At 69.2% G+C, this 19,669-nt stretch carries 15 protein-coding genes; 8 read left to right on the top strand and 7 right to left on the bottom strand.

All coding sequences use genetic code 11. From position 1 onward, the window contains the following. Positions 1-210: 210 nt before the first annotated feature. Entirely contained in the window at positions 211-852 is a 642-nt protein-coding gene (locus NVS83_RS02025) for a nitroreductase family protein (RefSeq protein ID WP_258737828.1), read from the top strand. Positions 853-862: 10 nt separating this feature from the next. On the opposite strand, the gene NVS83_RS02030 is transcribed toward NVS83_RS02025, so the two are convergent. The 4 genes from NVS83_RS02030 to NVS83_RS02045 form a co-directional block, all read right to left on the bottom strand. Further along, on the bottom strand, positions 863-3,502 hold the full coding sequence (locus NVS83_RS02030) for a mechanosensitive ion channel family protein (protein ID WP_258737829.1): 2,640 nt from the start codon (positions 3,500-3,502) through the stop codon (positions 863-865). A gap of 271 nt (positions 3,503-3,773) precedes the next feature. After that, positions 3,774-5,945, bottom strand: coding sequence for a malate synthase G (locus NVS83_RS02035; RefSeq protein WP_258737830.1), 2,172 nt, complete (start codon positions 5,943-5,945; stop codon positions 3,774-3,776). 190 nt (positions 5,946-6,135) lie between these two features. Next, complete coding sequence (gene aceA, locus NVS83_RS02040; protein WP_258737831.1) at positions 6,136-7,455, bottom strand: isocitrate lyase; 1,320 nt, start codon at positions 7,453-7,455, stop codon at positions 6,136-6,138. 236 nt (positions 7,456-7,691) lie between these two features. Continuing rightward, positions 7,692-7,919, bottom strand: coding sequence for a hypothetical protein (locus NVS83_RS02045; RefSeq protein ID WP_258737833.1), 228 nt, complete (start codon positions 7,917-7,919; stop codon positions 7,692-7,694). A gap of 143 nt (positions 7,920-8,062) precedes the next feature. On the opposite strand from NVS83_RS02045, the gene NVS83_RS02050 reads away from it, so the two are divergent. From NVS83_RS02050 to cysN, 4 genes are all read left to right on the top strand, one after another. Beyond that, positions 8,063-9,481, top strand: coding sequence for a helix-turn-helix domain-containing protein (locus NVS83_RS02050; RefSeq protein ID WP_258737834.1), 1,419 nt, complete (start codon positions 8,063-8,065; stop codon positions 9,479-9,481). Between the two features lie 223 nt (positions 9,482-9,704). Continuing rightward, on the top strand, positions 9,705-10,550 hold the full coding sequence (gene cysQ, locus NVS83_RS02055; protein ID WP_258737835.1) for a 3'(2'),5'-bisphosphate nucleotidase CysQ: 846 nt from the start codon (positions 9,705-9,707) through the stop codon (positions 10,548-10,550). A gap of 55 nt (positions 10,551-10,605) precedes the next feature. Further along, positions 10,606-11,499 carry a sulfate adenylyltransferase subunit CysD gene (gene cysD / locus NVS83_RS02060; protein ID WP_258738465.1) on the top strand — a complete coding sequence of 298 codons (894 nt, stop codon included), beginning with the start codon at positions 10,606-10,608 and terminating at the stop codon, positions 11,497-11,499. After that, the gene (gene cysN, locus NVS83_RS02065) at positions 11,499-13,394 is read left to right on the top strand and encodes a sulfate adenylyltransferase subunit CysN (protein WP_258737836.1); all 1,896 of its coding nucleotides are present in this window, start codon (positions 11,499-11,501) and stop codon (positions 13,392-13,394) included. The genes cysD and cysN overlap by 1 nt, the downstream gene beginning before the upstream one ends. Before the next feature lie 45 nt (positions 13,395-13,439). Here cysN and NVS83_RS02070 read toward each other — a convergent pair whose 3' ends face one another. From NVS83_RS02070 to NVS83_RS02080, 3 genes are all read right to left on the bottom strand, one after another. Beyond that, positions 13,440-13,949, bottom strand: coding sequence for a flavin reductase family protein (locus tag NVS83_RS02070; RefSeq protein ID WP_258737837.1), 510 nt, complete (start codon positions 13,947-13,949; stop codon positions 13,440-13,442). Between the two features lie 136 nt (positions 13,950-14,085). Next, positions 14,086-15,891 (bottom strand): IlvD/Edd family dehydratase, encoded by a 1,806-nt coding sequence (locus tag NVS83_RS02075; protein ID WP_258737838.1) that lies wholly within the window; start codon positions 15,889-15,891, stop codon positions 14,086-14,088. Positions 15,892-15,924: 33 nt separating this feature from the next. Then, complete coding sequence (locus tag NVS83_RS02080) at positions 15,925-16,995, bottom strand: aldose epimerase family protein (RefSeq protein ID WP_258737839.1); 1,071 nt, start codon at positions 16,993-16,995, stop codon at positions 15,925-15,927. Between the two features lie 241 nt (positions 16,996-17,236). Between NVS83_RS02080 and NVS83_RS02085 the strand changes: the two genes are divergently transcribed. The 3 genes from NVS83_RS02085 to NVS83_RS02095 all read left to right on the top strand — a co-directional run bounded on the left by NVS83_RS02085 (position 17,237) and on the right by NVS83_RS02095 (position 19,661). After that, the gene (locus tag NVS83_RS02085; RefSeq protein ID WP_374115005.1) at positions 17,237-17,917 is read left to right on the top strand and encodes a flavin reductase family protein; all 681 of its coding nucleotides are present in this window, start codon (positions 17,237-17,239) and stop codon (positions 17,915-17,917) included. 110 nt (positions 17,918-18,027) lie between these two features. After that, positions 18,028-18,387, top strand: a complete 360-nt coding sequence (locus NVS83_RS02090) for a hypothetical protein (RefSeq protein WP_258737840.1) — start codon at positions 18,028-18,030, stop codon at positions 18,385-18,387. 224 nt (positions 18,388-18,611) lie between these two features. Then, positions 18,612-19,661, top strand: coding sequence for a YeiH family protein (locus NVS83_RS02095; RefSeq protein ID WP_258737841.1), 1,050 nt, complete (start codon positions 18,612-18,614; stop codon positions 19,659-19,661). Positions 19,662-19,669: the final 8 nt, after the last annotated feature.

The following is a 19,669-nucleotide window of genomic DNA, read 5'->3' on the forward strand; positions in this document are numbered from 1 at the left end:
TTGGTGGCTCGCCGCCGTCCGGGGGCCGTCGGCACCGGCACGCGCAGGAGGCCGGCCGTGATGGCCGCCACAGCGCATGGCAGATCCCGTCAGGTGGCACGTCCCCCTTTACGTAGCCAGCCGGCGAATTTATCGCCAGCGACCTATCTAGTGTGTGCGCAGCCGATTGAAACCCGGCGATGCGCGCATATCCCCCAACAGGACCGTTTCATGCCCGTGCCCCCCTCGTCGCCCTCCGCTCGCCCCTCCGCGCCCTCCGACGGCTGGCTCGACGCCATGGCACGGCGGCGCTCGGTCCCGTCGGCGGGGCTCGCCGAGCCGGGGCCGGACGAGGCGACGCTGCAACGCATGCTGGAGCTGGCGACGCGGGTGCCCGACCACGCCATGCTGGCGCCGTGGCGCTTCATCGTGATCGGCGGGGAGGCGCGCGGGCGGCTCGGCGCGCTGCTCGCGGAGGCCTATCGTGCCGGCAATCCCGAGATGGCGCCGGAGCGGCGCGAGAAGTTCGCGGGGATCATGTCGCGCCTGTTTCCGGCCCCGCTCGCGGTGGTGGTGGTCAGCCGGCCGAACCGGGAGACCATGATCCCGGTGTTCGAGCAGGAACTCTCCGCCGGCGCGGTGTGCATGAACCTGCTGCACGCCGCCCACGGCTTTGGCTTCTCCGGCATCTGGGTCACCGGTTGGGCCGCGACGAATGCGCAGGCGCAGCGCCTGCTCGGGCTGGTCGGGGGCGAGAAGGTGGCCGGCATCGTCCATCTCGGCACCGCGCGCGAGGCGCCCGGCGAGCGCCCGCGCCCGGATGTCGGCGAGCGGACCGCCTTCTGGAGCGCGCCCGATCCGGCCGCGCCGTAGCGGGTAAGGCTCAGCCGGTCGCGGCCTCGCTCTCCGCGCGGGCGGCGAGGTCGTTGGCGATGCGTGCGCGCGTCACCGCCGCGGCGGCGCCGGCTCCGGCGCCGGTGTCGGCATCCCCGCCCATCGCCTGCACCGGCACGAGGTTGTTGGCGAACTGGATGCCCTGCTGCGGGAGCTGGTAGACCATCCGCTTGATCGCCTCGCGCCGCACCACGGTCGGCTTGATCGGCCGCACGGTGAACTTGAAGCGCACGATCAGCGCGTTGTCGATGATGTCGGCCACGCCCTGCATCTTCAGCGGCGCGAGGAACTCCTCCTTCAGCTCCGGGTCCTCCAGCATCTCGGCGCCGATCTTCTTCACCGTCTTGCGCAGCTTCTCGAGGTCGGTGTCGCGGGTGAAGCGCAGGTTGAACTTCATCGTCGTCCAGTCGCGGCTGAAGTTCGTGATCTGCCCGAGCTGGCCGAACGGGATGGTGTGGATCATGCCGTTCTGGTGGCGCAGCTTCAGCGAGCGCAGGGTGAAGCCCTCCACCGTGCCCTTGGCCTTGCCGCAATCAATGTACTCGCCGACGCGGAAGGCGTCGTCGACCAGGTAGAACACGCCGGACACGATGTCCTTCACCAGCGTCTGGCTGCCGAAGGAGATGGCGAGACCGATGATCGAGGCGCCGGCGATCAGCGGCATCACGTCGATGCCGAGCTGCCCCAGCAGCGTGAGCCCGGCCATGATGATGATGGCGAGCATGAGCGTGACGCGCAGCAGCGGCAGCAGCGTGGACATGCGCGAACGCGGCCCGTGAAGCCCGTCCTCGACGTCGGTTCCCGGCATGGCCGGCCCGCCGTGCAGGCCCTCGCGCGCATGGCGGCCGGTGAAATAGTCCACCGCCTGCCAGGCGCAATAGGCGGCGAGCAGGATCGCGCCGGCCGGCAGGGCGGCGCTGGCGAGGGCGTTGTAGCGGCTCATCTCCATCATGCCGACGCCATAGACCACCCAGATGCGCACCAGCAGCGACAGCGAGACCAGCAGGATGGCGACGCGCAGGCAGCGCATCACCGCTTCGATCGCCCGCTCGCGGGCGATGGCGTGCAGGGCGGCGGCGCGCTCCTGCGCGGCCATCTGCTCGGCGAGGGCCGCCTGTTCGGCCGCGGCCTGTTCCGCAGCCGCCTGCTCGGCCGCGGCCCGCTCGAGTGCCGCCGGGTCGAGCGGCGCGATCTCCAGCACGGCCGGCTCGGCTCCGGCGGCGGGCATCGCCGCGGCCGTCACGGGCTCGGCGACGACCGGCTGCGCGGCGGCGCTGGCGACCTCGGCGGCGATCTCGGCGTTTTCGACCGCCACTTCCTCCGCCGCGGTGACGGAGGCCACCTCCGCCCGCATCAGGCGGCAGACCTTGTCCATGAAGGATTCGAGCAGCACCAGGGCGAGCAGGACGTGCATGGTCAGAAGGATCGCCGTGTGCACGCCGTCCCAAGTGGTCAGCGCGCCATAGACGCGGGCGATGCCGAGGGCGAGGAAGACGGGAACCGCCACCACCAGCCACCAGCGCGCCACCGTCGCCACGATCGGCCCCGGCCGGCCCTCCTGCGACAGGCCGTGGAACCACTTCGCCACCGGCTCGCGCACCGCCACCGCCGCCGCGATCAGCAGCGAGGTGAGGATGGCGGTGTTGATCAGCATGGCGCAGACCACCACGAGCTGCGGCGAATGGATGGCCTCCAGCACGCGGCGGAAGTCGCTCAGCGCGATCGCCACCAGGATCACCGCCGAGGCCCAGCGAAAGATGGCGCGCGCCTCGTGGTCGTCGACCATGGCGAGCCGCGCCGGCGTGAGTCCGGGGCGCAGCGCGATGCGGAAGACCACCAGATAGAGCCGCCAGTAGAACACGCTGGTGAGCACGAGATAGCCGAGCCGGGCCTGCGGCTCCGTGCCGTCGAACAGGCCGATCACCATGCCGTGGGTCGCGAGCCAGAGCCCTGTGAGCACCACCACGTCGAGGCTCACCAGCGCGGCCAGCGCCCAGATCGAGGCGGCGCCCTCCATGCGGCCGGCGAGATAGGACCGCGGCCCGCGCAGGGCAAACAGCAGCAGCGCCTCGACGGCGAGCGCCACGGCGACGCAGGCGGCGAGCAGCAGGAAGAAGGCGGAGCGGCTGCGCCCGCCATTCATCTCCGCGCTCAGCAGCGTGGGAATGCGCCCGCTCTCGGTGACCAGCGAGGGAAACTGCTCGAGCGCGTCGTCGCCACGCTCCATGACGTCGATGAAGACCTCGCTGAACGGCGCTTCGCTGGCCATGGCCATCATCATGGCGTCGGAATGGGCTGCGCCGGCAGCGGTGGCGCCGGCCTTGGCCGCCCCCGGATGGGCGGCGGCAGGGGGCGCGGCGGCAGGCGTCGCGGTGGCGGGCGGGGCTTTGGCGAGCCGTTCGGCCACCGATTTCGACAGTGCGTCGACCAGCGCGTCGAACTGCTGCGGCGACAGAGGCAGCGCCGCCCCTGCAGCGCCCTGAGTTGCGCCCCCTTGCGGTTCAGCCCCTTGCGCGGTGGCCGCCGCCTGCGGTGCCGGCCCGGCGGTGCTCTGCGCCAGCGCAGAAGGGAGCGTCGCGGCCAGCATGGACAGCGCGAGAAACAGGGGCCGGAGGCGTCTCAGCATCATGACAGGACCGTGCGTGCGATCACCGGCTCTGGCCGCCCACCGGCCGGTGATCTTCAAAGCGGGCCGTGTCGAGGCGGTCGCTAGGTAACGAGCCCACAATATCTTTCGCCCGGCACGGCCTGTCCATCCGCAATTGCCGGGACGATGAACGCGGGATTGTCCGACCCGTCTGCGCGCGGGCGGACGGGGCGCGGGAGGCACAAAAAGGGCCGCGCGGGCGATGCCGCACGGCCCTCCTGTCAGGCCATGCCTGTCTGCGGTTATGCAGGGCTCAGGCGGCGCGCGCCTGCTTCGCCTCGCGCCGGCGCTGGGTGAGGATGAACTCGGTGTAGCCGTTGGGCTGGGTGCGGCCCTCGAAGATGAGGTCGCGCGCGGCCCGGAAGGCGAAGCCGTCATAGGCCGGCGCCATCGGCTCGTAGTCCGGATCGCCGGCATTCTGGCCGTCGACCACCTTCGCCATGCGGCGCAGCGTCTCCTCGACCTGCTCCTCGGTGACGACCCCGTGCAGCAGCCAGTTGGCGACGTGCTGGGAGGAGATGCGCAGCGTGGCGCGGTCTTCCATCAGCCCGACATCGTGGATGTCCGGCACCTTGGAGCAGCCGACGCCCTGGTCGATCCAGCGCACCACGTAACCGAGGATGCCCTGGATGTTGTTGTCGAGCTCCTCCTGCACGGCCGCCGGCTCCCAGTTGCCGCGGTCGACCACCGGGATGGTGAGCAGGTCGCGCTTGGAGGCGGGCTGGCGCGAGCGAAGCTCCTCCTGGCGCTGGAACACGTCGACCTTGTGGTAGTGCAGCGCGTGCAGCGTCGCGGCGGTCGGCGAGGGGACCCAGGCGGTGTTGGCGCCCGCCATCGGGTGGGCGATCTTCTGCACCAGCATGTCGGCCATGCGGTCGGGCATCGCCCACATGCCCTTGCCGATCTGGCCGTGCCCGTCGAGATGGGCGGCGAGGCCGGCGTCGACATTGTTGTCCTCATAGGCCTTGATCCAGGCCTGCGCCTTCATCTCGTTCTTGCGCACCATCGGACCCACCTCGATCGAGGTGTGGATCTCGTCGCCGGTGCGGTCGAGGAAGCCGGTGTTGATGAAGACGACGCGCTCGCGGGCGGCGTGGATCGAGGCCGAGAGGTTGGCGCTGGTGCGGCGCTCCTCGTCCATGATGCCGATCTTGAGCGTGTTGCGCTCGAGGCCGAGCACGCCCTCGACGGCGGCGAACAGGTCGACCGCGAAGGCGACCTCCTCCGGGCCGTGCATCTTCGGCTTCACGATGTAGACCGAGCCGGTGCGGCTGTTGCGCAGCTCGGCATCGCCCTTGAGGTCGTGGATCGCGATCAGCGAGGTGACGGCGGCGTCGAGGATGGTCTCGGGGATCTCGTTGCCCTCGGCGTCGAGCACAGCGTCCGTCATCATGTGCTGGCCGACATTGCGCACCAGCAGCAGGCTGCGCCCGTGCAGGGTGAGGTCGCCGCCGCCGGCGCGGCTGTAGTGGCGGTCGGCGGCGAGGCGGCGCTCGACGGTCTCGCGGCCCTTGGCGAAGGCGGCGCTGAGCGTGCCCTTCATCAGGCCGAGCCAGTTGCGATAGACGTGCACCTTGTCCTCGGCGTCCACCGCCGCGACCGAATCCTCGCAGTCGACGATGGTGGTCACCGCCGCCTCGATGACGATGTCGGCGACACCGGCGGGGTCGGTGCTGCCCACGCGGTGCTTGCGGTCGATCTCGATGTCGATGTGCAGGCCGTGATTGATCAGCAGCACCGAGGTGGGCGAGGCGTCCGCGCCGCGATGGCCGGCGAACTGCGCCGGATCCTTCAGCCCGACCACCGAGCCGGTGTTCAGCTCGATCTTCAGCGCTCCGCCCTCGACCCGGTAGGCCACCGCATTGGCGTGGGTGCCGGCGGCGAGCGGAACGGATTCGTCGAGGAAGATGCGGGCGCGCTCGATCACGCGCTGGGCGCGGATCGGGTTGAAGCCGCCGGAGCGGGTGGCGCCGTTATCCTCGGGCAGGGCGTCGGTGCCGTAGAGCGCGTCGTACAGGCTGCCCCAGCGCGCATTGGCCGCGTTGAGCGCGTAGCGCGCATTGGTGACGGGCACCACGAGCTGCGGACCCGGAATGCGGGCGAGTTCGTCGTCGACCTTGTCGGTCGCCACCTCGAAGGGCTCGGGCTCCGGCAGCAGATAGCCGATCTCCGCGAGAAACACCTCATAGGCGGCGGGGTCGATCGGCTTGTTGCGATGGGCGCGGTTCCAGGCGTCGATCTGCGCCTGAAGCTCGTCGCGGCGGGCGAGCAGCTCCTTGTTGCGGGGAGCGAACGTGCCGACCAGGCCGGCGAATCTCTCCCAGAACACGGCCGCGTCGACCCCGGTGCCGGGCATCGCCTCATCATTAATAAAGTTTACAAGCGCAGAATCCACCTTGAGGCCGGCGACGTCTGTATAGCTCATATGCGGGGTTCCTCCGTTCGTTTGGGAGTTGGCACCCTCCCGGAGCCACCAACTCACTTTGTGCTATGCAGCAAGAGGCGGATGCGACGCAATATCGCAGATGGTCCGATGGGCGCAAAAATGCGCATAGCTCCCCAGCGCCCATCGCAGAGCGAGGCCGGCCCGGTGCCGGCGCTCGCCGCGAGACCTCCTAGAACTGGGCGGTTTCGGTCGATTCCTTCATCGCCATGGTCGAGCTCATGCCTTCGCTGAGCACGGTGGCGATGGCGTCGAAGTAGCTGGTGCCGACCTCGCGCTGGTGGCGCGTGGCGGTGAAGCCGTCCTTCTCGGCCGCGAATTCGGCCTGCTGGAGCTCCGAATAGGCGGCCATGCCGTCCTCGCGGTAGCGCCGCGCCAGCTCGAAGGTCGTGTAGTTGAGGTTGTGGAAGCCGGCCAGCGTGATGAACTGGTAGCGGTAGCCCATCGCTCCCAGCTCGCGCTGGAAGTGCTTCATCTGATCGCGGTCCATGTGCTTCGCCCAGTTGAAGGAGGGCGAGCAATTATAGGCCAGCATCTTGCCCGGATGGACCTTGTGCACCCCTTCGGCGAAGCGGCGCGCGTCCTCGAGGCTCGGGGTCGAGGTCTCGCACCACAGCAGGTCCGCATAGGGCGCGTAGGCGACGGCGCGGGCGATGCCGGCCTCGAAGCCGCCCTGGTAGCGGTAGAAGCCCTCGGGCGTGCGCTCGCCCGTGATGAAGGGCCGGTCGGTCTCATCGATGTCCGAGGTGATGAGACGGGCCGATTCCGCGTCGGTGCGCGCCATGATGACGGTCGGCACGCCCGCGACGTCCGCCGCGAGCCGCGCCGCATTCAGGGTGCGGACGAACTGCCGGGTCGGCACCAGAACCTTGCCGCCGAGATGGCCGCACTTCTTCTCCGATGCGAGCTGGTCCTCGAAATGGACCGCCGCCGCGCCGGCCTCGATCAGCGCCTTGGTGAGCTCATAGGCGTTGAGCGGGCCGCCGAAGCCGGCCTCGGCATCGGCGATGATCGGCACGAAGAAGTCGAGTTCCGGCCCGGCCGCGCCGGCGCCACCGGAGACGCGCTCCATGGTCTGGATCTGGTCGGCGCGGGCCAGCGCCTTGTTGATGCGCCGGACCACGGCGGGGACGCTGTCGACCGGGTAGAGGCTCTGGTCCGGGTACATGTCGCCGGCCGAGTTGCCGTCGGCGGCGACCTGCCAGCCGGAGAGGTAGATCGCCTCCAGCCCCGCCTTCACCTGCTGCACCGCCTGGCTGCCGGTGTAGGTGCCGAGCGTGGGCACGAATTCCTGCATCTGCAAAAGGTCCCACAGCCGGCGCGCGCCGTTCTGCGCCAGCGTGTGCTCGATGCGCAGCGAGCCGGCGAGGCGGCCGACATCGGCGCGGGTGTAGCTGCGGTGGATGCCGGCCCAGCGGTCGGGTGCCCAGGGCGGTGCGGGGAACTGGTCAGGCGAGGTCTCGCGCGCGGTTTCGCGGATCGTGTCGAGCATGGTCGGCTCCTGCGGCTGAAGGGTCGGTTGGGGTCGGGCGGGCCGCCGTGCGGGTCGTCGCGGGGACGCCGGTGCGGATGGCGGGGCGAATGGAAGCGGAGTGGAGGGAAGCGGGGTGAACGGGCGCCGGCGCCGCGAGGCTCGCGGGGCCGGTGCCCGGCGCGCTGGGCCGGGGATCTGTGGGCCGGGAATCGACGGGCCACATGTCGATGGCGCGGCGCGCGTGGAAACGCGGCCTAGCGGGCACGGCGGGTATAGGTCGCGGCGACCAGCGTGCCGCCGTCGAGCAGCGAGGTGAGCTCGCGGCCCGGTGCCATGGCGAAGCGGTGCCGGCCGATGCGGTGCACGATGGTGAAGTCCTTCTCGGCGAGACCTTCCGCCCGGAAGGCCCGGCCGATCTCCTCGGCGTCGCCGCCGACGATGGTGACGAATTCCTCGTCGCCGTTGTGATGGGTCGGTCTCATGCCAATTCCTCCGCTTGGGATGTGATGTAAAGATTTCACACTCGACATAGACGAACAAGAAATATAGCAATATGAATGTGTTAAGCTGATAAGGCTTGTAAAGTTTACCGAGCTGTTTTGTAAACTGAGCAAAGGAGCGGGCAATGTCCGCCATGGAGCCGCGCATCGGCAGCCGGGTGCAGAGGCTGCGACGGGCCAGGCGCATCTCGCAGGCCGACCTTGCGAGCGCGCTGGGCATTTCCGCGAGCTATCTCAACCTGATAGAGCACAATCGCCGGCGCATCACCGTGCCGCTGCTGATGAAGCTCGCCGGCTATTTCGGCATCGAGCCGGGCGAGCTGGTGGAGAATGACGAGTCCCGTCTCGTCGGCGACCTGATGGAGCTGTTCAGCGACGAGGTGTTCGCCGAGCACGCCCTCACCAATCAGGACATACGCGACCTCGCCGCCTCCAACCCGACGGTCGGGCGTGCCGTGGTGCGCCTTTTCGACCAGTACAAGACGCTGCGCGACGCCCGCCGCACCGGTGCGCCGGCGGTCGAGGACGAGGAGACCGGCTATCACCCGGCGACCGACGCGGTGTCCGACTTCATCCAGGAGAACGGCAACTATTTCCCGACGCTGGAGGCGGCGGCCGAGCGGGTGCGCCACGACATCGACAGCGCCTCGGATTCCTTCGAGTACGGGCTGAAGACCTATCTCTTCAACGTGTTCGGCCTGAACTGGCACGCCGCCTCGCTGCCGGCGGGGATCGCCCGGCGCCACGACGCCAATGGGCGCGAGCTGATAACCGCCGAAGTGCTGCCGCCCGAATCCGCGCTCTTCGCCGTCGCCCACCAGCTCGGCCTGCTCGCCGCCTCGCGCGAGATCGAGCAGCTGATCGAGAGCGGCAACCTGTCGGCCGACGCGCCGGTGCTCACCCGCAACGCGCTGGCGAGCTACTTCGCCGCCGCGCTGGTGATGCCCTACGAGCCGTTCCTGCGCGCCTGCCAGGAGACGCGCTACGACATCGAGCGCATCCAGCGCCGCTTCCGCACCAGCTTCGAGCAGGTGTGCCACCGCATGACCACGTTGCAGCGCCCCGGGCTGAGCGGCGTTCCGCTGCACCTGGTCCGCACGGACATCGCCGGCAACATCTCCAAGCGCTTCTCGCTGTCGGGGATCCACATCTCGCGCCATTCCGGCGCCTGCCCGCGCTGGAACGTCTACTCGGCGTTCCTGCATCCCGAACGCATCAACGTGCAGATCAGCCAGATGCCCGAGGGCCAGCGTTATTTCTGCATCGCGCGTTCGATCACCAAGGGCGGATACCGCTACAACGCGCCGCGCCGGCACCTCTCCATCGGGCTCGGCTGCCACATCAGCCATGCCGGGGCGATGATCTATTCGGACGGAATGGACCTGTCGGACCCCTCGCAGGCGGTGCCGATCGGCGTGGGCTGCCGCATCTGCCCGCGGCTCGACTGCGGCCAGCGCGCCCAGCCGCCGACCGACCACCATTTCACGCTGAACGAGACCGACATGTCGGAGAGCTTCTACGCGCCAGCTCGGCGGGGTCTGTGAGGATGGGCGAAGTGTGAACGGTCGGACCGCCCGCCAAGGAGGCGTTCCTGCGCTGAATTCACATCATAAAAATGATATTTGACTTCTTATCCGAATGAATGTTGTGATACTGGCAATCCGCTGCGCTCGGAGTGCGGTCTGCGGATTTTGGTGACATTTCTACGGGCGGCTGCGGCGCATGTGCGAGGCAGAGGCTCGTCGGACCACGACGAAGTGTGAAGGCATGGACGTCCCCCTGACTGACGGCAAATCGCTGGACAGCCTCGTGCAGCTGGCGCTCGCGGCCGGACGGGTGGTGCTGGAGGTCTACGCCACCGACTTCGCCGCCTTCACGAAGGCGGATTCCTCTCCCGTGACCGAGGCCGACAGGTGCGCCGAGGCGGTCATCCTCGCGGGGCTCGCGACTCTCTGGCCGGATGTGCCGGTGATCGCCGAGGAAGAATGCGCGGCCGGGCGCATGCCGGCGACGGGGCGCACCTTCTTCCTGGTCGACCCGCTCGACGGCACCAAGGAATTCCTCGCCCGCAACGACGAGTTCACGGTGAACATCGCACTGATTGCCGATGGCGTGCCGGTGATGGGGGTCGTCTACGCTCCCGCGCTCGGCGTGCTCTATGCCGGCGGCCTGGAGGGGGCGTCCAAGGCGCGCGTCGTCGACGGCGAACTCGCGGAAGAGGCGCGGATCGACGTGCGCGACGCGCCGCCGGCGCTGAAGGCGGTGGGCAGCCGCTCGCACGGCTCGCAGGAGACCGTCGCCTGGCTCGCGCGCTTTCCGCAGGTTTCCTTCATCTCGGCCGGCTCCTCGCTGAAGTTTTGCCTGCTGGCGGAGGGCGCGGCCGACATCTATCCGCGCTTCGGCCGCACCATGGAGTGGGACACGGCGGCGGGCGACGCGGTGCTGCGCGCCGCCGGCGGGCTGGTGACCACCTGCGACGGCCGGCCCCTGACCTACAACAAGCGCGAGCAGGCGCACGACGCGCCCTTCGCAAACCCGCATTTCCTGGCCTTCGGCGACCGCCGGCTGATCGAGGCGGCGGTGGCGCCGGCGTCGCGAGCGGCGACGCTCTGAGAGCCCGCGTCCCCGCGACATTCACATAAGAGGCAGTCCCGTGTCGTCTGATCGTATGAGCCATCTCCGTCGTCTGGAGGCGGAGTCCATCTTCATCATCCGCGAGGTGGCCGCCGAGTTCAAAAAGCCGGTGATGCTGTATTCCATCGGCAAGGACTCCGCCGTGATGCTGCATCTGGCGATGAAGGCGTTCTATCCGTCCAAGCCGCCCTTCCCGTTGATGCACATCGACACGACGTGGAAGTTCCGGCAGATGATCGAGTTCCGCAACGAGATGGCGAAGAAGCTCGGCTTCGAGCTCATCGTGCACACCAATCAGGAAGGCGTCGCGCAGGGCATCAACCCGTTCGACCACGGCTCCTCCTTCTATACCAATGTGATGAAGACCGAGGCGCTGAAGGAGGCGCTGACGCTGCACGGCTTCGATGCCGCCTTCGGCGGGGCGCGCCGCGACGAGGAGAAGAGCCGCGCCAAGGAGCGCATCTTCTCCTTCCGCACCGAGACCCATGCCTGGGACCCCAAGAACCAGCGCCCCGAGCTGTGGAACCTCTACAATACGCGGGTGAAGCCGGGTGAATCGATCCGCGTCTTCCCGCTGTCCAACTGGACCGAGCTCGACATCTGGCAGTACATCCTGGCCGAGGACATCCCGATCGTGCCGCTCTACTTCGCCGCCAAGCGCCCGGTGGTGTGGCGCGACGGGCAGATGATCATGGTGGACGACGACCGCATTCCGCTGCATCCGGGCGAGACGCCGGAGGAGCGGGTGGTGCGCTTTCGCACGCTGGGCTGCTATCCGCTCACCGCCGCGATCGACAGCGACGCCGACACGCTGGAAGCGATCGTCCGCGAGATGCTGATCGCGCGCACCTCCGAGCGCGCCGGCCGCCTGATCGACCATGACGAGGCGGCCTCGATGGAGAAGAAGAAGCGCGAGGGATATTTCTGATGAGCCTCCCGGCCGAGATCGACACCTTCGCGGACTATCTTGCCGCGCACGAGAACAAGAGCCTGCTGCGCTTCCTCACCTGCGGCAGCGTGGACGACGGCAAGTCGACGCTGATCGGGCGTCTGCTGTTCGACACCAAGCTGCTGTTTGAGGACCAGCTCGCCACGCTGTCGAACGATTCCCGCAAGCATGGCACGGTGGGCGAGGACCTCGACTTCGCGCTGCTGGTGGACGGCCTCGCCGCCGAGCGCGAGCAGGGCATCACCATCGATGTCGCCTACCGCTTCTTCGCCACCGACAAGCGCAAGTTCATCGTCGCCGACACGCCCGGCCACGAGCAGTACACGCGCAACATGGCGACGGGCGCCTCCAACTCCGACCTCGCGGTGATCCTGGTCGACGCGCGCCAGGGCATCCTCACCCAGACCCGCCGGCACTCCTTCATCGTCTCGCTGCTCGGCATCCGCCACGTGGTGCTGGCGGTGAACAAGATCGACCTGGTCGACTTCTCGCAGGAGGTCTTCGACGCGATCGTGGCGGATTATACCGCTTTCGCGAAGGATCTCGGCTTTGAGACCCTGGTCCCGGTGCCGCTCTCCGCGCGCTTCGGCGACAACATGCTGGAGCGCAGCGAGCGCACCCCCTGGTACACCGGCCCGACGCTGGTCGAGCACCTCGAGAACGTGCCGGTGGCGGACGATGCGCTGGCGCGTCCGTTCCGCATGCCGGTGCAGTGGGTGAACCGGCCCAACCTCGATTTCCGCGGCTTCTCCGGCACGGTGGTCAGCGGCTCGGTCCGCCCGGGCGACCCGATCGTGGTCGCCGGCTCCGGCCGCACCTCGACCGTTAAGTCGATCGTCACCCAGGACGGCCTGCTCGCCAGGGCGGATGCTGGCGAGGCGGTGACCATCACGCTCGACGATGAGGTCGACATCTCGCGCGGCGACATCATCGCGGCGGCGGGCGCGCGCCCCGAGGTCGCGGACCAGTTCGCCGCGCATCTGATCTGGATGCATGACGACCACCTGCTGCCGGGCCGCTCCTACCTGATCAAGATCGGCACCCGCACGGTCAGCGCCAGCGTGACCGAGATCAAGCACAAGGTCGACGTCAACTCGTTCCAGAAGCTCGCGGCCAAGCAGCTCGGGCTGAACGAGGTGGGCGTGGTCAACTTCGCCACCCAGTATGCCGTCGCCTTCGATCCGTTCGCGCAGGTGCCGCAGACCGGCGCCTTCATCGTCATCGACCGGATGAGCAACCTCACCGTCGGCGCCGGCATGATCGACTTCGGGCTGAGGCGGGCGACCAACGTCCACTGGCAGGCGCTGGAGGTCGACAAGGCCTCGCGCGCGGCGATGAAGTTCCAGAAGCCGGTGGTGCTGTGGTTCACCGGCCTGTCGGGCGCCGGCAAGTCGACGGTCGCCAACATCGTCGAGAAGAAGCTGCAGGCGCTCACGCGCCACACCTACATGCTCGATGGCGACAATGTCCGCCACGGGCTGAACAAGGACCTGGGCTTCACCGAGGCCGATCGCGTGGAGAACATCCGGCGCGTGATCGAGGTGTCGAAGCTGTTCGTCGATGCCGGCATCATCGTGCTGACCTCGTTCATCTCGCCCTTCCGGGCCGAGCGGCGCCAGGCGCGCGACAGCTTCGAGGACGGCGAGTTCGTCGAGATCTTCGTAGACACGCCGCTCGCCGTCGCCGAGGAGCGCGATCCCAAGGGGCTCTACAAGCGCGCCCGCGAGGGCCTGATCAAGAACTTCACCGGCATCGACAGCCCCTATGAGCCGCCGGAGCAGGCCGAGATCCACCTCCAGGCCGGCACCGCGACGCCGGAGGAGATGGCCGAGGAGATCGTCTCCTACCTCACCGCCAACGGCTATCTGGAATAGCGGCATCGGCCGGGCGGCGCTTTGCCGGCGCCCGGCCGCACCGTCTCACAGCGGGGTCAGGCCGCCATAGGTCTTGCCGCGGAAGAACACCAGCGGGTCGCCCTCGCCGGCGGCATGCGCGCCGGCCACCCGGCCGATGATGATCGAGATGCTGCCGCGCTCGATCACGTCCTCCACCACGCAGTCGAACACGCCGAGCGCCGCCTTGAAGGTCGGCGCGCCGGTGGCGATCTCGCCCCATTCGCCTTCCTTGAAGCGGTCGGCGCCGGACAGGCCGGCCTTGCCGGAGAAGGCGTCCGCCACATGGGTCGCGCTCGCGGGCAGGTAGTTCACCGCGAAATGACGGCTGGCGAGGATGGCGGGCAGGGCGCTGGTCTTGGCGTCGACCGAAACCAGCATCGTCGCCGGATCGGCGGTGATGTGCGCGGCGGAGAGGCCGAGGAAGCCGGCCGGGCCGTCGGCGCCGCGGGCGGTGACCACCGTCATGCCGGTGGCGCGTTCGCCCAGCGTGCGCCAGAAGGTCTTCGCGTCGATCGCGGTGTCGCTCGTGCTCATCCTGTCCCCATCCGATCTGATTAAGCCGATTAGCTAGCCAGCAATAAGAGCTCGGCCCGCACAGGCCAAGCCGGCGCGGAGGTCTTTTCGCCCGCGCGCGGGACGCCTTCGCCGCCGGGGGACGGCGGGCCGCCCGTCAATGGTTGTCGCGCGGCAGCCCACGGCGCTGGGCGATGCGCTGGTACTTCACCGCCGGCTCCAGCACCGCGCCGGTCTCGAGCTGGCCGACCACGCCGCGCTGAAGCTCCTGCCAGGGCGTCTGGCTGGCCGGGTAGCGATAGCCCCCGTCCTCTTCGAGCGCGCGCCCGCGCGCCGCCAGCTCGTCCTCGGGCACCAGCATGTCGGCGGTGCCACGCTTCAGGTCGATGCGCACGCGGTCGCCGGTGCGCAGCAAGGCGAGCCCGCCGCCCGCCGCCGCCTCCGGCGAGGCGTTGAGGATGGAGGGCGAGCCGGAGGTGCCGGACTGGCGCCCGTCGCCGATGCAGGGCAGGGCGTGGATGCCGGCGCGGATCAGGTAGTCGGGCGCGCGCATGTTCACCACCTCGGCGGCGCCGGGATAGCCGACCGGGCCGGCGCCGCGCATGAACAGCACGGTGGTCCCGTCGATGGCGAGGGCGGGGTCGTCGATGCGGGCGTGGTAGTCCTCCGGCCCGTCGAACACGACCGCGGGCCCCTCGAAGGCATCGGGATCGTCCGGGTTGGAGAGATAGCGTTCGCGGAATTCGGGGCTGATGACGCTCAGCTTCATGATCGCGGTGTCGAACAGGTTGCCGCGCAGCACGCGGAAGCCGGCCTTCTCCTTGAGCGGGCGCTCGAAGGGGCGGATGACCGCCTCGTCGAGGATCGCCGCGTCGCGGCAGTTCTCGCCGAGTGTGCGCCCGTTGGCGGTCAGCGCGTCCTCGGCGATCAGGCCCTGCTTCATCAGCTCGGCGACCACCGCCGGCACGCCGCCGGCGCGGTAATAATCCTCGCCGAGATACTCGCCCGCGGGCTGCAGGTTCACCAGCAGCGGGATCTCCTCGCCATGGGCCTGCCAGTCGTCGAGGTCGAGCTCGACGCCGATATGGCGGGCGAGGGCGTTGAGGTGGATCGGCGCGTTGGTCGAGCCGCCGATGGCCGAATTGACGCGGATGGCGTTGAGGAAGGCGTCGCGGGTGAGGATGTCGGAGGGCTTGAGGTCCTCATGCACCATGCCGACGATGCGCAGCCCGGTGCGGTAGGCCATCTCCTGCCGGTCGCGATAGGGCGCGGGAATGGCGGCGGAGCCGGGAAGCTGCATGCCCAGCGCCTCGGCCAGCGAGTTCATGGTCGTCGCCGTGCCCATGGTATTGCAGAAGCCGGTGGAGGGGGCGGAGGAGGCGACCAGCTTCACGAAGCCGGCCTCGTCGATCTCGCCCGCCGCCAGCATCTCGCGGGCCTTCCACACGATGGTGCCCGAGCCGGTGCGCTCGCCGCGGAACCAGCCATTGAGCATCGGCCCGACCGAGAGCGCGATGGCGGGGATGTTCACCGTCGCCGCCGCCATCAGGCAGGCGGGGGTGGTCTTGTCGCAGCCTATGGTGAGTACGACGCCGTCGAGCGGATAGCCGTACAGCACCTCGACGAGGCCGAGATAGGCGAGGTTGCGGTCGAGCCCGGCGGTGGGGCGCTTGCCGGTCTCCTGGATCGGGTGGACCGGGAACTCGATGGCGATGCCGCCGGCCTCGCGTATGCCCTCGCGCACCCGTTTGGCGAGGTCGAGATGGTGGCGGTTGCAGGGAGAGAGGTCCGAGCCGGTCTGGGCGATGCCGATGATCGGCCGGCCGGACTGCAGCTCCTCCTGGCTGAGGCCGAAATTGAGGTAGCGCTCGAGATAGAGCGCGGTCATGTCGACATTGGCGGGGTTGTCGAACCAGGCGCGGGAGCGGAGCCGGCGGTTGGATGTGGGGGCGTTGCCGTGCATGGCGGGCTCCTGCGTGCGGGGTCGGAGGCGGGGTCAGATCGTGGAGAAGCGGTAGAGCGAGACGTGGCGGTAGGTCTCGCCCGGGTCGAGCCGCACGCCGGGATAGTCCGGGCGGTTCGGGGCGTCGGGCCAGCCCTGCGGTTCGAGGCAGAAGGCATCGGACTGGCGGTGCAGCCGGCCCGACTTTCCCGCCCCGGCGCCGTCGAGGAAGTTGCCGGAATAGAACTGCAGCCCCGGCTGGTCGGTCAGCAGCTCCATCATCCGGCCGGAGCCGGGATGCTCGACCCGCGCGGCGAGCCGGGGCGCCTCCGCCCGCCCGCCGGGCAGGCAGTAATTGTGATCGTAGCCGTGGCCGAGGCTAAGCTGCTCGTGCGGATCGCGGATGCGTGCGCCGATCGCCGCGCCGGCGCGGAAGTCGAACGGCGTGCCGTCGACCGGGGCCGGGCCGTCGAGCGGGATCGAGGCGGTGTCGACCGGCAGATACTGCTCTGCGTGCAGCGTGAGGTGATGGTCGAGCACGCTGCCGCCCGCCGCGACGCCGGCGAGATTGAAGAAGCCGTGATGGGTGAGGTTGGCGATGGTCGGCCGGTCCGTGGTCGCCTCGAAGGCGATGGAGAGCGTGCCCGGCGCCGGGAGCGCGTAGGTGAGGCGGACCTGCAGGTTGCCGGGAAAGCCCTCCTCGCCGTCCGGGCTGACATAGGACAGGCCGGCGCGCGGCACGGGGTCCTCTTCTGCCGCCTCGACCCGCCAGAGCCGGCGGTCGAAGCCCTGGAACCCGCCATGCAGGGCGTTGGCGCCCTCATTGGCGGGGACGCGGTAGGTCACGCCGTCGAGGGCGAAGGTGCCGTCGGCGATGCGGTTGGCGTAGCGCCCGATGGCGGCGCCGAAATAGCGCCGATGCGCGAGGTAGGGCGCGAGCGTGTCATGACCCAGCACCACGTCCGCCACCGCGCCGGCGCGGTCGGGCACGTGCAGCGCCTGTACCGCCGCGCCATAGGTGATGATCGCCGCCTCGAAGCCGCCTTCGCCGACGAGGCGCAGCCGTTCGACCGGCCGCCCGTCGGGCAGCGCGCCGAAGCTCTCGCGGATCAGCCGTCCGGTCATTGTGTCCATCCCTCGAATGCTGTCGCCACCCGATGGTCCCCGGCATGAAGACGCGCGCGGCAACGGGACTTGGCCGCAAGACGCGCACGACATCAAGCCCGGCACCGCCCGCGCGCGGACCATAGCATCGCCGGTTGGCGGCACGGCGACGTCTGCCGCAGGGCTTTTCGAAGGCGGCACGGGGCGTGCATCGTGCCTTCCACGGCCGCGGCGCGGATGCCGGTACGGCCCGACGAGGAGAATGGATGTGGACGAGCCGCGCGACGAGACCAACGAGCATGTCGGCTTCGACTTCCGCGCACTCGGCGAGCGCGAGCGCTACAAGCTGATGATCGGCACCATCGTGCCGCGGCCCATTGCGCTGGTGACGACGGTCGACCCGCAGGGGCGGGTCAACGCCGCCCCGTTCCGCTTCTTCAACTGCCTCTCCGCCGACCCGCCGATCCTCGCGCTGGGGGTCGAGAACCATGCCGACATGTCGTTCAAGGACACGGCGCTCAACATCCGCCTCACCGAGGTGTTCACGGTGAACATCGTCTCCCACTCCATCGCCGAGGCGATGCATGTGTGCGGGGTCGCCTTTCCGCCCGGCACGGACGAACTCGCCGCGGCGGGCCTCACCGCCCTGCCGGGTATCAAGGTCGCCGCGCCCTTCATCCGCGAGGCGCCGGCCGCGTTCGAGTGCCGCCGGCACCTCACGCTGGAGCTCGGCCGGTCGCGCCAGATCATCCTCGGCGAGATCGTCTATGCCCATTACCGCGCCGAGGTGGTGGACGCGGAGCGGCTGCGGATCGATCCGGCCCGGCTCGACGCCATCGCCCGGCTCGGCGGCTCGACCTGCGCCACCATTCGCGACCGCTTCGACATGCCGACGCCGACGCTGGCCGACATGCAGGCGGCGCTCGGCGACGTCGCTGAATGAGGAGGTGCGGAATGAGGAGGCTTGCCGCCCCCTTCGCGCGCTCTATTCTCGGGGAAAGCGCGCCGGACCGGACTGTCGGCGACGGGCGCGGTTCGAGAAAGGGCACAGCGATGCCTCAGCTCGTGCGTTTCCTGATCCGCCATGCCGCGATCGGCATCGGTGTCGCCGCCCTGTTCGTAGGCACGCTGCTCCTGCTCGACGTGGCCCGACTCGGCACGCTGGTGTGGGAATCGCCCTCGGGCTTCGTCGCGGTGGCGGCGCTCACCGCCGCGCTCGGCGTCACCTTCGGCAGCGTGCAGATGGGCTTCGCGGTCATGCTGCTCGGCCAGGAGGCGGATGGGTCCGGCGGTGGCACTCCGCGCCCGGCGCTGGGCCCGGTGCCGGTGCGGGTCGCTTCGCGTGCCGGCCGGCGCCCGACCCGGCATGACCACCGCTTCCAGGATACGCGCCGACCCTTCGACTGGGACTGACGGGCGTACCCTCGCGCACCGTCCCCTGCGCTCTCGTGCGCCCGGGCTTGCAGCGGGGGCGGGTTTCGCGCGGCTTCTGAATCAAGGCTTTCACAGCCGTTCCTCGCCGCCGCAGAGTCACGCCATTATCGTTCATCATAAACGAATGAAATGTCCGATATTTTGATCTGGATCGAATGTTTACATTCGTGGGATCAAGGGCCGTCACCCAAGGAGAGACGGCCATGGCGTCGCAGGCGGAGTCGGTTCAGCAGTCGGTTCACGAGCATCACACGGCGCTCGAGCGCTTCGGCATCCTGCCGGGCGTGGCGCTGACCGCGGCCATCGCGGCGGCGGCCTTCGGCCTGCGCCAGCTTCCCATGGTCGGGCTGCTCAGCCCGATGATCCTCGCCATCATGATCGGCATCGCCCTGCACAATCTGGTGGGCACCCCGCTCCGGGCGAAGCCGGGCGTCACCTTCTCGCTGCGCCGCATCTTGCGCTTCGCCATCATCCTGCTCGGCCTCCAGCTTACCGCCGCGCAGGTGGCGGAGGTCGGGGCGACGGGCGTCGGCGTCATCAGCCTCACCCTGGTCGCGACCTTCCTCTTCACCATCGGGCTCGGCCGGGTGATGGGGGTCGAGGGCAAGCTCGCTGAGCTGATCGCCGCCGGCACCTCGATCTGCGGCGCTTCGGCGGTGATCGCCACCAACACGGTGACGCGCGCCTCCGACGAGGATGTCGCCTATGCGGTGGCCTGCGTCACCGTCTTCGGCTCGATCGCCATGTTCCTCTACCCGCTGCTGCCCGGCGTGCTGGGGCTCGACGCCCATGCCTACGGGCTGTGGACCGGCTCCTCGGTGCACGAGATCGCGCAGGTGGTCGCGGCGGCCTACCAGCAGGGCCAGTCGGCCGGCGAGTTCGGCACCATCGCCAAGCTCTCCCGCGTGATGATGCTGGCGCCGGTGGTGATCGCGCTCGGCCTCGTCGCCACCCGCCGCGCCTCGCACCACGCCCATCACGGCGCGGCCCGGGCCAAGCCGCCGCTGCCCTGGTTCGTGCTCGGCTTCATCGCCCTGGTCGGCGTGAACAGCGTCATGACGGTGCCGCCGGAGGCCAAGAGCGTGATCGTGCTCGCCACCACCTTCATGCTTTCCATGGCGCTGGCGGCGATGGGGCTGGAGACCGACATCGCCAAGCTGCGCGCAAAGGGCGTGAAGCCCTTCATCCTCGGTCTCGCCGCCTTTGTGTTCATCGCCTCTTTCAGCCTAATGCTGGTGAAGATGACCACATGAGGCCCTGC

The organism is Ancylobacter mangrovi, assembly GCF_024752335.1.
Classification (GTDB): domain Bacteria; phylum Pseudomonadota; class Alphaproteobacteria; order Rhizobiales; family Xanthobacteraceae; genus Ancylobacter; species Ancylobacter mangrovi.